This window comes from Paenibacillus sp. Y930, from assembly GCF_056786375.1.
The window spans coordinates 263,972-280,244 of sequence record NZ_JBXCIX010000005.1 but is presented as its reverse complement, the minus strand read 5'-3'; the positions used below and the strand labels follow the sequence as shown (position 1 = coordinate 280,244).

Genomic DNA, 16,273 nt, shown 5'->3' with positions numbered 1-16,273 from the left:
ATTTGTAAGTGGAGCCGCTAAAGAGTGGTGACTGTTTCGAGAGGTAGGGCGAAACCGAAGGACAATTTGCCTTAAATATTGCAAAGCCATAACCAGTTCAATTGGTTATGGCTTTTTTGATTTATAAGCTTATGTGGTATGCTGTTATTCTCATTAATATCGGCCTAATTACTTTTCAAAAACCATAACAAGTGCATTACTCAAATCTCTGCCAGCGGGTGTTATATATTTGCCACCCGCATATAAGGCACTTGATGCGCCACCGTCTAAATTCATAGCGTCAACAGCTTTAAGTTTAACCATTACCTCTGCTAGCTCTGGAATTGATGCCGCGGATGTTGTTACAATGATTAATTTGCCATCTGATGTAATACCAATTGCACTACGTGCACCGCGGCTAGTAAGAATTTTAGGATCTTTAAACCCTTCGCCTACGGGATCAGTATCCACTTTACTGTTACGTACAAGTCTTGGACCTGCTTGCAGTGCAGTTTCGACAATACCTTCATCAAGAAGCTTTTTCAACTCACTTTCACCATCCGTGATAAGTGCCTCACCGTTTGTTGTATACACAAAAACAGAGCGTTTATCCCCTGAAGCTTTATTAATTACTTTTCCATCCTTCGCGATATATCCGTAAGGGATCTTCGTACTAGTTTCCGAATATGCATTGAAAAACGTACCATTTACAGCAACCGAAGCTTTAGAGCGCTCGACCATTTGCTTGAAAGACTCTGTATTACCAATTTTATTGTTGGCATAAACCGCATCTAGTTTAACTTTTGGATGGTAAAGATCAATATGTACGGTGTTAACGTTAATTGTTTTGGTAGAGGTCGTTATTTTTGAACTATCTGTTCGTACAGGTTCGCTCAACGCTTTTTCAACTCTTCTTAAAGGAACAGCTTCAATATCCGTTTTAACGGTATCATTTTGTATAAGAACACGTCCTTCTTTAAGCCAGGTTACCTTGACACCAAGTGCTTCTCCAATAAAGCGAAGCGGAACATAGACCGTTCCTGATAAATTAAAAGGAGCAGCATCAAGGCTGCGTTGTTCACCGTTCACAACAGCAGTTGTTGCACCAACTTTAAGTTCAACGCTATCCGTATTATTTGAAATTCGAACTTTATTATTAGCGCCGTCCCATTTGACTTGGAATCCAAAAGTTTCAGCAGCATAGCGAATAGGTACGAACGATCTTCCTGCTGATTCTTGTACAATTCCGTAAGTTTTAGCTGCTGAAGCTGAGTTGTCCAAATTAAGCTGAACAAGAAGAATAAGTGCTGTAGATGCTAGTATAATTTTTTTTATCATTTAACATTCTCCATTTTTCATAAGATGTTATTCTTAATCATTTTACATGACAAAATAGTTTCTGGAAATTATATTATAAAGAAGAACGGTATTTTTCGTGCTTAATATGTTATGTAGCGATAAACTAGATGCGAACTTAAGGGATGATGCAAAGGTGGGGACTTTAGATGAAAGAAAAACTTTTAGCTGAAATTGTGAATTTACATAGACCAACACCTGAATATATTGAGGCCGTCCATAAATTAAGAGAAAATCTTCTGCATGCTATACAACTTGGTGATCGTGAGTTGATGAGAGAATATGAGATTGATGCCAATCAGAAGTTTGGAGACGTACAATTAAATATTTTGAATAGAGTTCCTAATGATAAAATTAGATCCTACAAAAATATACTCCTTTCACACAACACTCTATATAGCTATTCGGCTGAAAAGGGTGGGCTAAGTCCATGGCAATCCCACTTTATATCAGAAAAATATGCAATTATGATCGAGCATGCAGAAATAATGTCAGAACTAGATCACATTCATTCAAATCTGCTTAGAGAGTATTGCGACCCAACCATTCGTAAATCTACAAGCGATAACTTAACCATTGTAGAGAAAGCAGAAAAATATATCGAAATGAACTTTACAGAGGATATTTCGATGGAAGTGATGGCAGGGAAGCTACATGTTCATCCTTCGCATCTTATGAGATCATTCAAGAAGGATAAAGGAGTAACGATTAGTTATTATCGTAATAGGAGAAGAATACAAGAAGCAAAGGAGCTTATTCAATTTTCTAATCTTTCCATGACCGAAATTGCGATTATCGTAGGCTTTAGCAACTCTCAGTATTTTTCAAAATTTTTCAAGGAAGTTGAAGGAGCAACTCCACTGGAATTTAAGAAAATAAAGAAATGATCCACCAATGATATGATGTGGAAACGTTTATGGGAGTAATGATCTTTCTAGTGGTGCATGGAAATCATGCGCCTATTTTTGTATCCATTGCTTGCAGAGAACGGGGATTCATGACTAAATGGCACTATGTCTATATGACTTTTAAAGGTTAAATTTATAACATGCGGAACAATCACTTCGAAAGATTGAAGCGCAGAGAGGGGTAATTGGGATGAAAAAAATGAAGAAATTATTTTTGGGGATCGGTATTGCTGTTTTAATACTTTCAATGGTAGTTCTTAACTTTCCAACATGGACTACGAAAATAAAAGGGGAAAATAGTATTAGTGTACTGGAACAAGTAGAGATCAATGGAACAGGTCATGAAATCATGATCCGCGGTCAAAATGTAGAGAATCCGGTCATTCTGTATGTACACGGTGGGCCGAGCGCATCTGAAATTCCGCACGCCAAGCAATATCAGGATGTATTGGAATCCAGATTTACCATCGTGAACTATGATCAAAGAGCAAGCGGAAAGTCTTATGGTTTTTTTGAGGATTACTCCAACTTATCATCGGACTTGTTGGTTGATGATATACTGGCCATCACGGATTATATCTCTGAACGCCTTGGCAAGGAAAAGGTGATCCTGATCGGCCATTCCTTCGGTACTTACATTGGTTCTTTGGCTGCCCATAAAGCACCGGAAAAATATGAAGCCTACATCGGAATTGGTCAGGTAGGAGATACTAAGCAAAGTGAGAAGGACGGTTGGAATTATGTAATGAAACAAGCTCAGCTTGCAGGTAATGATGATGACATAGCAAGATTGAATCAGGTTTCTGAAGCCATTAATCAAGGGCAGACATTTACACCGAGAGACATTATTACACGATACAATGGTGCTGCAAGATTGATAGATAATCCTGATAACAGTTTCCTTGGAATGACGTTCAGTAGTGAATACAACATGCTCGATGTCATACGTTATTATAAAGGAATGATTTATTCACAAGGAATTCTAATTGGTGAAGTGATGAGTCGTCCATTGCCTTCCTTAATTAAAAAGCTGGATCTGCCATTTTATTTTGTTATGGGAGATTATGACTTTATGACTTCGTCCCATGCTGCCAAGCAGTTTTTTGACGGAATTAAAGCTAACAAGAAAGAATTTATATCTTATAAAGAATCGGCTCACTACCCACACTATGAAGAAAAGGAAAGATTCTCCAATTGGATGATAGATACGTTTACTCCATAACATTTGTTAGAAATTAAAAAGAGAAGCGTGCGTAAAATTAAAAGTGATCCGCTGCTGTTTTCAACTAGCAGACTGACAATAGGAATCGTTGCAACTACGCAGACATGTCCAAGCAACTTTACTTCATTAATAGTGCCGGCAATGACATGGGTAATAATTGAGATGACAGTACCTTGGGAGAAAGAAAAATGGTATCGTATCTACGGGGAATGGTTTCCGGCTTCAGGATATGAGCAAGTTGAGGGCTCTAAAATACAGGTGGGTCCAGAAATCCAAGTTGGTGCAAAACAGGTATTTACTGAAGAAAAAGAGGTTGAATTATGGATTCCAGTTGCTAAGGTTGGACAGAATTGAAATTGTGATGTCAATAGTATACTAATAAATATAACGAGACTGTCGATTACTTTACGGCAGTCTCGTTGTTATGTTGCCTGAGTAGAGAGTAGACAGATTGCTCGAATGGTTATATAAATGTTTCAGCAATCATTATATAATTAAGCTACTTATGATTATGTTATTTTTCAAGTAGGAGGCGAACTTGTTGAAGTGGATTATGGGAAAGAATAAGAAACTTATTATCGTATTAATTATTGTCGTTGTAGTTATTGCTGGTTTGCTCGATGTAATATTTAAAGGATTATTTTATCAATTATTATCTAGCTTGCTTTAAGCTTATCTATTGCAAAGAACGTTTCATTAGAAGCAGACGGTAAATTGTATAATGGTTAGCACGAAGCGAAATAATGTAAGGTAGAATATATAAGTTGGACTACAATTAGCGGAGGTGCAGGATGGAGCTTTGGTTTCTGGGTACAAGCGCAGGTATGCCGGTTCGTGGAAGGAATGTAACATCTATAGCACTACGAACATCCCTTAATAGTGGATCGTTTTGGATGTTTGACTGTGGAGAGGGCACCCAGCACCAACTTCTACATACTTCCTTGAAGCTTACCCGTATGAGTAAGTTGTTTATTACTCACTTGCACGGGGATCATGTCTATGGTCTCCCAGGTTTATTGAGTAGTCGCTCATCGCTTGGCAGTACAGAATCGTTACATATATATGGACCGCCAGGATTGCGTGAGCTTGTAGAGACGAATTTGCGGATAACTGGAACTCACTTGAGCTACCCGTTGCAGATTATAGAAATTGCAGAAGGTATCGTATTCGAGGATGATCGCATAACTGTTGAGGCGGCGAAGCTGGATCATCGGGTCGATAGCTTTGGATATCGAATGATTGAGCATGAGCGGGTGGGCGCACTTAATGCCGATTGGCTTGCTGAGATGGGTGTACCACCGGGTCCAATTTATGGGCAATTGAAGGCGGGTAAGGATGTTACCTTGAAGGATGGGCGAGTAATTCGTTCCGTTGATGCAGTTGGAGAGCCATTACCTGGTCGCATCATTACTATACTTGGCGATACAAGGCCATGTGATAATGCTGTAAAGTTGGGCAAGGGGGCAGATGTACTTATTCACGAGGCAACATTTGCTCATGATTTGGCAGATAAGGCTTATGAGTATGGACATTCCACTGCTTTACAAGCGGCAGAAATTGCGCAAGCTGCGGGAGCTCAGAGACTATTTATTACTCATTTTAGCTCGCGATATATGTTAGAGGATTTGGCGAATCTTGAAGCGGAAGCTAGAAGTATATTTAGCCGCACGGATGCGGCTATAGAACTTAAACCATATACGATATCTCTCTAACAACACTTTGATCATTTAGGAGGCTATATCATTGAAAACAATTCAAATCATGTTTGATCATTTATATTGGGCTAATCAACGTATTCTAGAAGCCTTGCACAATGTTGAAGCTAATGACCAACAGATCCGATTATTTCTTCATATTCTTTGTGCAGAACAAATATGGATAGCTAGATTAAATGGAATAGATAGTTCACAATTACCAATCTGGTCGGATGGTAATATTGCAGACTGTGTCAAACTTAGTAAACAAAATACAGAGAATTACACAACATTACTAACTGAATTATCAAATAAGGACCTAGATCACGTAATAATATATGCAAATAGTAAAGGAAAACAAATTAAGTACTCGATTCGTGATATTTTAACTCATGTAGCACTTCATGGTCAGTATCATCGAGGCCAGATTAATATGCAACTTCGGGCAGCTGGTATTGAACCTGTTAGCACGGACTATATTGTATTTTCAAGATGAATTCATCAGTATAATGGCATAATGCAATGTTGTTATTTGAATCATTGATTTCGGCGTTAATCGTTTGACTGGATAAAGGAGGGACAAGATGTATTCATGGCTCAAAATGGCGGTAGTTTTAATTGTGACAGCGTTCCTAACCCGATTGACTCCATTTTCATTCTTTTTTCGCAATGTAGATACGTTAATTCATGAGCTTTCGCATGCTATGGCTACTTTAGTGCTGTCTGGAAAGGTAATGTACATTCATCTGTTCAGTGATCAGAGCGGCGTGACATTCTCTTCCTATACAAGTACATGGAAGGGAATTCCGATCTCGTTGGCTGGTTATATGGGGTCAGCGCTGTTTGCAGTTTTTTTGTTCTTGTTATTCGCCCATCGCAAGGTAAAGGCGGGTTTAATTATTATTGCTGCTTTAGCGTTGTTTGGACTGCTATTATTTGTGCGAAATGGTTATGGAATGATGTGGAGCGGCGGGTTTATTGCTGTAACCGTTTTGGTATATGTAGCTGCGCCTGCTTGGATGCGCAACGGCTATTATTTGCTAATTGCTTTTATATGTTTAGTAGAATCGGTGCTTAGTTCTTTTACGATCTTATTGATGTCGTTATTAACCCCTGGTGCAGCAGGTGATGCGACAAATCTAAGTGAATATACGCATATCCCTGCTTTTGTATGGGGCATATTGTTCGTCTTGTTTTCCTTGTGGTGTGCGAAGCATTCTACAGCATTGCTGTTTCGCAAAGAGCCAGCGCAGAATTAATTGCTGCGCTGGCTCCCTATTATTTCGAACTTTTTATTAGTCGCGGTCATGATCGTCATCATCATCGTCATGATCGTCATCATCATCGTCATGATCGTCATCACGGTCATCATCATCGTCGTCATAATCGACAGATAATATTTTGCCTGTGTAAGCGTGGACTTCTACTTCAACCTCACCACGACTCGTTGTTAGCTCAACTTCATATAAGCGAATACCGTCATCAGTGTCTTTCTCCGTGCTTTGTACTGTTCCTTTTACGTGGTTAGCTGCGATTGTAGCCGCTTCTTTAGCTGTAATCATCGTTTTGCTAGCGTTGTTGGTTGCTGCTGCATTAGCTTGCTTTTGTTGCCCGACTGGTTTCTGCTCGTTTTCCATCTTGGCCTTTAAAGTTTCGCCTGTATAGGCATCGATGTGTACATCGTATTCCTGCTTGTTTTTGATAATATCAAAGTCATAGTAGGTGAAGCCGTCATCGTGCTCTAGCTCTACGCTTTTTACTTTCCCTTGTACGGCTTTAAGTGCTAGTTGCTGCGCCCGCTCTGTACTAATTTTTTTGTTGCTGTCCGCTGATACGCTTGTCGATACTGCACCTGCTCCAATTACTCCTGCTACCAATACTGCAGCTGATAAAGCTAAAATTTTCACTCGTTTATTCATCTGTATTCGACTCCTTTGAATATTTATTAGGTACAGTTACTACTTTACACCCCAATAATGAGAACAAAGAGAGAGAAACATTAGAAATTGATGAGAATTCGCTATTGATCGCTGTCGTCGTTATCATTATCATCGTCATCTTTTTCCCATACAACCGACATAATGGCTCCAGAAATCGCATTTACTTGTACGACTGCTTCTCTGTCATCGTCGACATCAATTTCGACAAGATAAAATTTTTTTCCGTCCTTGGCTGTTTTTAACGAAATATCTTCAACTTCACCTTTGATATGGGCAGCAGCAAGTTTACCAGCTTTATCTGAGGTTAGTTGCTCTCTACTTGTCCCAGTAGAGCTACTTGGAACGCTTGATGGGGACGGTTTTGTAGTAGCAACTGGTGTCGGTGAAGGAGCTGGAGTTGTCGTACTAGCTCCAGCTGGAGTAGTTGGCTTTACTGACGCAGTAGGCACTGGAGTAGATTCCCCTGTGCCGTCTTTGTCCAAAGAGGAGTCATCTTCCTCCGTTAATCCCTGTAGCCGCAGGAGTGTAACGACTTCTCCGCTGTACGCACCAACCTCTACTTCATATAGACCTTGGTCAGTTTGGAGCTCTATGAGATATACATCGCCCAATTTCACATTGCTGTTTACAACACCGGAATATTGGGCCAATAGAGCTACTTCTGCCGCTTCCCGTGTTAACAGTTCGGCTTTTCCAACCCAAGGCTTCCAAGTTAGCGTCGTGACAATAACGGCAACTACAAGTACACTGCTGCCTAATATCCATCGCCATCGTTGATTCATAGTTATCACCTCGTATTGCATTTTTCGTTATTATAACCAATTAAAATGAGAAATTGATGAGAGTTGGAGCTTACCCCAGCTACAATTTATCCAACGTTATGGTCACTGTTGTGCCGACACCCTCTAGACTATCCATCTCGATATGAGCTCCAAGCGCTTCAGCAATTTGCTTGGCTAGTGACAAGCCGAGTCCTAGACCGCCGCTCTGTCTGCTACGTGCTTGATCGATACGATAGAAGCGGTCAAATACTTTATTGAGCTCCTGCTTCGGTATGCCGACTCCACGATCCATAATACGAATCCAGCCGTTCATATCTGTTGATCCTAATGTAACTGTAATCGGTTCATCGCTATATTTACGGGCATTGTCCAAAAAAATATACAATAACTGCTTAAACAGCTGTTCATCTGTGGAGACGGTAAGAGTGGGATCTCCTTCTACATAGACATCGCGATTATAAGCATTTTGAAATGCAGCAGCAGTATTTTTCGTTAATTCCGCGGCATCAAGCTTTCCTTTTTTCATAATCCATTGTTCTTTATTTCTGGCAAGGAGTAACAGCTGTTCCGTCATTTCTCGCATGCGAATCGCTTCGGAGTGAATAGCTTCGATCGATTCTAGGAAGAGATCGGGGCGCTCCAATCCTTTTCTTTTTAGCAAATTAGCATAGCTTTCTATAACAGTAAGTGGGGTACGCAATTCATGCGAGGCATTCGATACAAAGCTTTCCTGCTTGGCAAAGTTGCTTTGTAGCAATTCGATCATTCGATTGAATGTTTCCCCCATCTCGACAAGTTCGTCCTTTGAAGTCGTTGCGAGTATCAACTGCTTAAATTGACCGCTCTGTTGTATATCTCGCATCGTAGTTGTCATGGAACGGATTGGCTTCATAATTAGCTCACCTAATAGCCGGCCAGAAATAATGACAGGGATAAGCGCCAGCAGTGTAACCCCAATGAGCAAAAAACGTAGTGATCGCAGCGTACTCATCGTTTCTTGCAAGCTTTCCGTCGTTTGAATATTAACGACTTCTCCACTGTGCCAAATAACAGGCATAGAAATGAGCACGTAGCTTTCTCCATTATGCTTTATGATTTCAGACTTTTTTTGCGCATAGTAAACAGGTAGCTTATTGCTCAGCGCAGTCTGCGATGGTGAAGTGACAGGTGGATAGCTCTCTCCGTTTGGAACAACAATTTGCAGCATTCCATCAATCGGGGCATATGCACGAAGCAAATCTGAGAGCGGCATCGCTGCATTGTCCTGTAAGCCACGGGCAATCGCTGCTGTTTCGGTTTTTGCTTGCTCAATCTCACTATTAAGCGACATATAATTAAATAGAACATAGATGGATGCATTCATAATAATAAGAAGTGCAGCGAACAAAATCGACGAGTAAAGATGAATTTTACTTTTTAGTTTCATTTTAGGTCGTTTCCTTCAATACATATCCGACACCGCGAACCGTGTGGATCAGCTCAGGCAGTCGGCCAGTATCGATTTTTTTGCGAACATATCGAATATAAACGTCTACAATATTTGTTTCTCCGTAATAATCAAATCCCCAGACTGCTTCGAGAATTTGCTCGCGCTCTAGCACCTGCCGTTTGTTTTTCAGTAAATAAACGAGTAAATCATATTCACGGGGGGTAAGCTCAATAGCGCTCCCGCCACGAACGACTTCTCTCGTCTTTTCATTTAATTTGAGATCGGCTGCGCATAGCCATTCCTCTTCTTCACGTTCCAACTTCGGCGTCGCCATGCGCAAACGAAGCGAAGCACGAATCCGAGCAAGCAGTTCTTCAATTTGAAAAGGCTTTGTTATGTAATCGTTGGCTCCATAATCAAGCCCGGATATCTTATCTTCAACAGAGTCTTTCGCGGTTAGCAAAATAACCGGTGTAACGGAATCATGAGTACGGATACGTCGTAGTAATTCAATTCCGCTCATTCCCGGAAGCATAATATCAAGCAGCACTAGATCCCACTTGGCGCTGTGGAACGCTTCCAAGGCTGTAAGACCATCTAAGCAGCGCTTCACTTGATAACCTTCCATTTCAAGCTCAATTTCCAGCAACCTAGCTATTTTTTCTTCGTCCTCGACAATTAGTATGGAATGTTTCATAGTTATGCTCCTCCCATGTTGCTACTTTTTCACTATAATAACATAATGAATGCAAAATGCTTAAAAGGCTAGACATCTCGAAGAGTCTGACCATTTGGACAGACTCTTCCTTTGTTGTGTAATTTGTAAATAGATAACTGTCGACTGTCCCCAGCTTATATGCCATGCTACTTGGCAATCGTAAATGTGACCGATGTTCCTACACCTACACTGCTTTCAATAGTTAGGCCGCTGCCGTAAAACTGCATTAAACGGCGATGAGTATTGAGCAGGCCGATGCCTGAGCGCTTATTCGATTGTCTATCTAATATATGCTTCAAAGTGTCGGCATCGATGCCGATTCCATTGTCTGAAATACAAAACTCAACTGAATGACCAAGGTCGGTAATCCGAATACGGACCTCCCCGCCTGCATTACGTATTAATAGACCATGGATAACAGCATTATCGACCAGCGGCTGAATCGTTAACGGAGGAATGCTAATATTGATGCGGTCGTCAACCTCCCATACAACTTGCAGTCTTTCTTCAAACCGCTCTTTTTGAATAAATAAATAGGAACGAATGAGCCTAAGCTCACGTTCAAGCGGTACAGCCTGATCAGAGTTTTGAAAATCAATGCCGAGCCTAAAGTAATTCGTAAGCTCTTGGATGAGATCATCCATTTTATCCTTATCACTCCAGCTAAGTGCCGATAGTGCATTAAAGGTGTTGATCAAGAAATGAGGTTTAATTTGCGCCTGTAGTAACGCCGCTTCCATTCGCAATCTTTCATTTACTGAATTTTTCAAATTTGTTAATGATCTAACTCTAGCCCTAAGCTCGGTAGCATTGATTGGCTTGGTGACGTAGTCATTTGCACCTGACAGAAATCCTAATTCAATATCTTTATCGCGATTACTTGCTGTCAGCAGCAATATTGGAAGCTCAGTAATAGAAAAACGCTTGCGAATACGGGCAGTTAGCTCATAACCAGACATAATTGGCATAACGACATCCGAAATGATGAGATCCCACTGATTATTTTCAACTAGCTTCAGTGCTTCTTGTCCGTTGATTGCAGTAACGACTTCGTAGCTGTCATCCGAAAAAATTGTTTTGAGTACACTTAGATTGACGGGATCATCATCGACGACGAGTAGACGAATTCGGTTAAGTGCTGAGCTATAATCATTAGATTCTTCATCACCATCGGAAGATAATGGAGCGCTAGTGGTACTACTGTCCTTTGATACAATAGTAGTCACGTCAGTTAATCCATCGTTAATGATTTCAGAGTCAACGAGCTGTAATGTAAATGTGAAGGTAGATCCTTGATTCGGTATCGAGTTAACGGTAAGCGTTCCGCCATGCATGTCAACAAGCTGCTTGCAGATGCCCAGTCCCAGTCCAAATCCACTCTTGAATGGAGTTGAATTGGATAAGCTCTGCTCATATGGTTCGAATATAGTGCTTAACAACGCTGCATCTATCCCGATGCCTGTATCTGTAACGGCTATACTTGCCCATCCATCCGCAATATGAGCCTGTACGGATACCTCCCCTACATTGGAAAATTTAATTGCGTTATGCAGTAGATTGAACAAAACTTGATTCAGCCTATTTTCATCAGCATGAACATGTGGGAAATTGACTGGAATGTTGTTCACAAGCTGAATGGGCTTGCCCTCGGTCATAAAGCGTAGCGTATCGATGACGCTCGTAGCTACGTTATGTACTGATATATTAGTACGGTGTAAACTAATCCGATTTTCCTTCAAGCGAGCGATATCCAGCAAATCATTCAAAATATAGGACATTCGCCGACCGACTTTAACTAGCAATTGCAAATCATTCGCGCTATTATTGTCTAGCTTATCCTGTTCTCTTTCTGACACAGATTGCGAAATATTAATAATACCGTTGAGCGGATTGCTTAGCTCATGAGCAACCGTAGCAAGGAAGTCATCCTTTTGCTTGTCTGCCTGTTGCAATGTATTAGCAAGCTGATGCGACTCTTTCGATAATCGAAAAAAGCGTCTGAACCAAAACGCCGAGAAGCAGATCATCGCAATGATGAGATCGAACGGATAGGAAATTATATCGATCGCAAAAGTAATAAGCACGACGAGCCATATCATACTACTAAATGCCGCTACAGCAGCAAGCAGTAAGAAAATATTGTCGGAATCTATTTTGGTTGCTGATTTGTACATGACCGTAAGTGTGATTATACAAGGAATGAACGTAAGCAAAATATACACGTTTTCCAGTGTGATCGTAGTCGATAAAGGTAATAGTAATATCGATAGTGCTCCAATGACACATAACAGCTCGTAAATGAAAGAGAACCGACGATGTAGTGATAATCGAAGATTATCCTTAATTAACAGATGCAGCATAACTCCACCGAATAGCATCATGAGATACATGGACTTTAAGCTCCATTCAAATGAAAATGGAATCCATGTCAACAATAGTCTTTCGCCTTGCCACAGCGTTGCGAAAATGACGCATCCTATCATTAGCGAATAGTAAATTAGCCGCTTATTTCGGTCCCCGACTAAATATAATACGAGGCCGTACAAAAGATGGATCGCATAGGCGACGCAAGCAATCCAAACCATATTTTCGGAAAAGCCTAAATCCTTTCTTAAAGTACTATCTAATCCAAACTTAATCGGATCTACAATTCCACCATTACGAACGTTATCGAAATTCGCGACGTGAATAACGAGTTCAATTTCGCTTTCATCGTGTAGGGTAAAGTACATCGTATATGGAACGTCTTGTGGTGCATAGCTATCTTGGCTTTCAGCTGGTCGACCTGAATGTCCGATAAGCTGCTTATTCATGAAAACTTCTGATGAGCTCTTAATACTAGATATGTGCAGACCGTAAGAGTTTCCCTCGCTAGGATCTAATAAGATTTTCAGACGGTAAGAGCCAAAGCCATATCTTTTGCTACTATAAGCCCCATCATCAAATGTCCAATTACTTGGCACTTCAACTAACCGACCCGAAGTCTGTTGATGAGATAGAGTGGACTCATCGTGTAGTAGAAACGTATTAGCGTAAAATTCCCATTCGCCATTAAGTGGAAGTGAGCGGTCGGAAAAGTTATCCCAGTCCCGCAGGTCAAGCACACCATTCACGGCAACAGGCTGATTAGTCGTTGCGTTGGATTGCAACCATAGCAGTCGGAAACTAGTCAAAACGGCTAAAAACAGTATCGTTATAATCCATATTTTTTTTGTCGTCATAATAAACTAACATTCGACATGATGTGCAAGATTCCCTTTGAGATTGGATAGATATTACAAAGTTATGATCTGAATCTGAAAGAGACGGTATAATTGAAAACAATCTCATGTTATTTAATTTGATTAACGAAAAATAGCGTTTCTAAGCCTTTTGGGCATTCGAAACGCTATTTTTAACTACCGCTACTGCAATATGACTGAGGGATTGCCTTTAGTTGTAGTTTTATAGTGCGGCTTTTATCACTTTTTTATAATAGAGTACAGATAGTATACCGAAGATGGAATATAGTACGGTATATAATAACATAACCACAATCATTGGTGTCCAAACTTCAGTTCCGAATAAGAACCAACCGGATTGAACGGCAAAATAGCTATGGAAGAGCCCGACGATTAAAGGAATTCCAAAATTGTAAAGTTGCTTTGCCCGAATCCCCCTCAGCAAGTCTCCTTGGGTGTAACCTAGTTTCCGCAAAATGTTGTAACTCGGTTTTTCATCTTCACTTTCATCCATTTGTTTAAAATAAAGAATACATCCAGAAGCAATGAGAAAAGTTAGCCCTAAGAAGCCAATAATAAACATGATCAGACCCATACTTGTCTTTTGAGTACTGCTCATTTCAAGACGAGAAAAGTTAGCATCACTAAAATTTGAAGCTAGAAAAATTTCATTTGCTTCTTTAATTTGATTGTCATCGTAAATATCAATTCCTATATATAAGGATGATGGTTTTTGTATTGTTGGATCAATATCTTGCTGTAAACGTTGAAATACGTATTCATCTACAATGGCAACGGGCAGTCCGCCATCTGTAAAATTATATGAAATAACGTAGTCGTTTCTTAAGCCTGCATATTGTTGAGGAATAACTTCATCTTCGCCTATTAATTTGATTTGACCAGATTTTTTCAAGGACATAAATTTTTGTAGCAAATCATTATAACCGGTAAGAATGGTTTCATCAGCAGACACATCGATATCTTCAACGGTTTGATCACTAATTACAGAAATGGTCATTGAATTCGGCTCAATGTTTAATTCACTTAGGTTTGCATCTAATATATTTCGTGCGTCGATCTTTACTTGAATGACATCAATTACGTTTTCTTTAAATGTAATATCCTTTTCATGTAAGGCCAACTTAAATTGCTCGGCATCTTCTATGTTCGTCATCGAAAAGTTTGCAGGCACATTATTTACTGCTGATTTCTCTGCTGAGTAATAAGCGATATAACTTAAAGATAATAAACCGATAGCAAGTGCAGAAACCGTCGTAATAATTGTTAATAATGAAGCATTCGATTTCATTCGAAACATAATCGATGAAAGGGATAGTACTTCATTAATATTTAGATACCCGCCTTTTCTTTTCCTAATAATGTTAGCAATAAAGCGGACAGACCCTTTATAGAAAAAGAATGTTCCGATAATGACAGAACCGAGAATAAAGATCATTGCTAGAAATAATTCCATCATCGATGTAATGTCTCCACCAAATAATTTGGTCGATACATAGTATCCTAACAAGATTAATGAAATACCAAATATACCGATCAGCATTTCAAGGAAAGAGGTTTTCTTTATTTTACCTTCTGTTGATGATGTCACTCTAAATAGGGACAATATCGTTTGCCTTCTAATAAATGTATAGTTCATCATCATAATAAACAGGTAGATGACACAAAAAACAATGATTGTTTGTATAAACGCTTGTTTAGAAAAATTTAGCTGAGCGATGTCTTCGATACCAATCGTTTTAAATAAGATCATGATGATTAATTTTGATAAGGAAAATCCAACAAATATCCCAATGAATAAGGAAATGAAATATAGTATTAAATTCTCTACACTTAAAATGCGGAAGATTTTATTTTTTGTCATCCCTATTAATTGTAATAGACCAACTTCTTTACTGCGTCTTTTAATAAAAATATTATTGGCATATAAAAGGAAGATTGAGACAATCAGAACAAGGAGCACTGAGGCGGTTTTAATAGCTGCTGCACCTTTAATAGATCCTTTAACTTCATCCATTGATAAATCATATTGCAGTGTGACAAAAGCAAAATAAAGGGCAATACTAAAGACTAGTGCAAATACATAAAGATAATAATTTTTAAGATTCTTTTTCAAATTTTGAAGGATGAGCTGATTAATGTTCATAGTGCACCCCACCCAATACACCTTGCGTTTTCATAATATCGGTAAAGAAGGATTGTCGTTCTTGTTCACCTCTAGTAAGCTGCGTATAAATTTGCCCATCTTTAATAAAAATGACTCGATTACAATAGCTTGCAGCAATTGGATCATGAGTGACCATAATAATGGTAGAGTTACGTTTTTGGTTTAAATCACTTAGTTTGTTTAATAGATCAGAAGCAGATTTTGAATCAAGTGCACCTGTGGGTTCATCAGCGAAAATAATGCTGGGCTCATGAATAAAAGCTCTAGCTGCTGATGTCCGTTGTTTTTGCCCACCTGAAATTTCATTTGGATACTTATCTTTCAGATCATAAATTCCTAGCTCTGTAGCGACTTCCTTAAATTTTTGATGGGCTTCTTTTTTTGGCGTCTTTGTTATCGATAATGGCAATAGAATGTTCTCTTTCACTGTTAGCGTGTCTAATAAATTGTATTCTTGAAAGATAAAACCTAAATATTTTTTGCGGAATTCGGCTAGTTGTCTTTCTTTCATTTTTGTCATTTCAAGGTTGTTAATTTTGATCGTTCCATAACTAACTTTATCAATGGAGGAAAGGACATTGAGGAGTGTTGTTTTTCCCGATCCGGATGCTCCCATAATACTAACGAATTCACCTTGTTTAATGGTAATGTCGATTCCCTTTAATACTTCTTCTTTATTCGATTTATTTCCAAAGCTTTTAGCGATTTTATTTGCCTCTAAAATATTCATATCGAAATCTCCTTAAATTTTTTTATATACTTTCTAAAATTACTTCTTCGATAATTAAAAGTTACCTCAGAAGCATTAGCTAACGTTAATAACTTTATTATAGAAAGGA

General features: G+C 39.2%; 15 protein-coding genes. 7 read left to right on the top strand and 8 right to left on the bottom strand.

Annotated elements, in window-relative coordinates:
• Positions 1–168 precede the first annotated feature (168 nt).
• Positions 169–1,317, bottom strand: coding sequence for a phosphodiester glycosidase family protein (locus AC1TO5_RS16285; protein ID WP_482063883.1), 1,149 nt, complete (start codon positions 1,315–1,317; stop codon positions 169–171).
• A 167-nt stretch (positions 1,318–1,484) separates the two neighbouring features.
• Between AC1TO5_RS16285 and AC1TO5_RS16280 the strand changes: the two genes are divergently transcribed.
• From AC1TO5_RS16280 to AC1TO5_RS16250, 7 genes are all read left to right on the top strand, one after another.
• Positions 1,485–2,222 carry a helix-turn-helix transcriptional regulator gene (locus AC1TO5_RS16280; RefSeq protein ID WP_482063882.1) on the top strand — a complete coding sequence of 246 codons (738 nt, stop codon included), beginning with the start codon at positions 1,485–1,487 and terminating at the stop codon, positions 2,220–2,222.
• 211 nt (positions 2,223–2,433) lie between these two features.
• Positions 2,434–3,465: an alpha/beta fold hydrolase gene (locus tag AC1TO5_RS16275; RefSeq protein WP_482063881.1), complete on the top strand. Its 1,032-nt coding sequence runs from the start codon at positions 2,434–2,436 to the stop codon at positions 3,463–3,465.
• Between the two features lie 27 nt (positions 3,466–3,492).
• A complete protein-coding gene (locus AC1TO5_RS16270; RefSeq protein ID WP_482063880.1) occupies positions 3,493–3,819 on the top strand; it encodes a GyrI-like domain-containing protein in 327 nt (108 codons plus the stop codon).
• Between the two features lie 184 nt (positions 3,820–4,003).
• Positions 4,004–4,135, top strand: coding sequence for a hypothetical protein (locus AC1TO5_RS16265; protein WP_482063879.1), 132 nt, complete (start codon positions 4,004–4,006; stop codon positions 4,133–4,135).
• Positions 4,136–4,256: 121 nt separating this feature from the next.
• Positions 4,257–5,177, top strand: a complete 921-nt coding sequence (gene rnz / locus AC1TO5_RS16260; RefSeq protein ID WP_482063878.1) for a ribonuclease Z — start codon at positions 4,257–4,259, stop codon at positions 5,175–5,177.
• 31 nt (positions 5,178–5,208) lie between these two features.
• Positions 5,209–5,655: a DinB family protein gene (locus AC1TO5_RS16255; protein ID WP_482063877.1), complete on the top strand. Its 447-nt coding sequence runs from the start codon at positions 5,209–5,211 to the stop codon at positions 5,653–5,655.
• 88 nt (positions 5,656–5,743) lie between these two features.
• Positions 5,744–6,418, top strand: coding sequence for a M50 family metallopeptidase (locus tag AC1TO5_RS16250; protein ID WP_482063876.1), 675 nt, complete (start codon positions 5,744–5,746; stop codon positions 6,416–6,418).
• A 36-nt stretch (positions 6,419–6,454) separates the two neighbouring features.
• Here the strand turns inward: AC1TO5_RS16250 and AC1TO5_RS16245 are convergent, their stop codons facing one another.
• The 7 genes from AC1TO5_RS16245 to AC1TO5_RS16215 all read right to left on the bottom strand — a co-directional run bounded on the left by AC1TO5_RS16245 (position 6,455) and on the right by AC1TO5_RS16215 (position 16,164).
• On the bottom strand, positions 6,455–7,078 hold the full coding sequence (locus AC1TO5_RS16245; RefSeq protein WP_482063875.1) for a PepSY domain-containing protein: 624 nt from the start codon (positions 7,076–7,078) through the stop codon (positions 6,455–6,457).
• Between the two features lie 101 nt (positions 7,079–7,179).
• The gene (locus AC1TO5_RS16240; protein ID WP_482063874.1) at positions 7,180–7,881 is read right to left on the bottom strand and encodes a PepSY domain-containing protein; all 702 of its coding nucleotides are present in this window, start codon (positions 7,879–7,881) and stop codon (positions 7,180–7,182) included.
• 79 nt (positions 7,882–7,960) lie between these two features.
• Positions 7,961–9,307, bottom strand: a complete 1,347-nt coding sequence (locus AC1TO5_RS16235; protein ID WP_482063873.1) for a sensor histidine kinase — start codon at positions 9,305–9,307, stop codon at positions 7,961–7,963.
• 1 nt (position 9,308) lies between these two features.
• Entirely contained in the window at positions 9,309–10,007 is a 699-nt protein-coding gene (locus tag AC1TO5_RS16230) for a response regulator transcription factor (RefSeq protein WP_482063872.1), read from the bottom strand.
• A gap of 167 nt (positions 10,008–10,174) precedes the next feature.
• Positions 10,175–13,249 (bottom strand): ATP-binding protein, encoded by a 3,075-nt coding sequence (locus AC1TO5_RS16225; protein WP_482063871.1) that lies wholly within the window; start codon positions 13,247–13,249, stop codon positions 10,175–10,177.
• A gap of 223 nt (positions 13,250–13,472) precedes the next feature.
• Positions 13,473–15,413 carry an FtsX-like permease family protein gene (locus AC1TO5_RS16220; RefSeq protein ID WP_482063870.1) on the bottom strand — a complete coding sequence of 647 codons (1,941 nt, stop codon included), beginning with the start codon at positions 15,411–15,413 and terminating at the stop codon, positions 13,473–13,475.
• The gene (locus AC1TO5_RS16215) at positions 15,403–16,164 is read right to left on the bottom strand and encodes an ABC transporter ATP-binding protein (protein WP_482063869.1); all 762 of its coding nucleotides are present in this window, start codon (positions 16,162–16,164) and stop codon (positions 15,403–15,405) included. Before AC1TO5_RS16215 ends, AC1TO5_RS16220 begins: the two co-directional genes overlap by 11 nt.
• Positions 16,165–16,273: the final 109 nt, after the last annotated feature.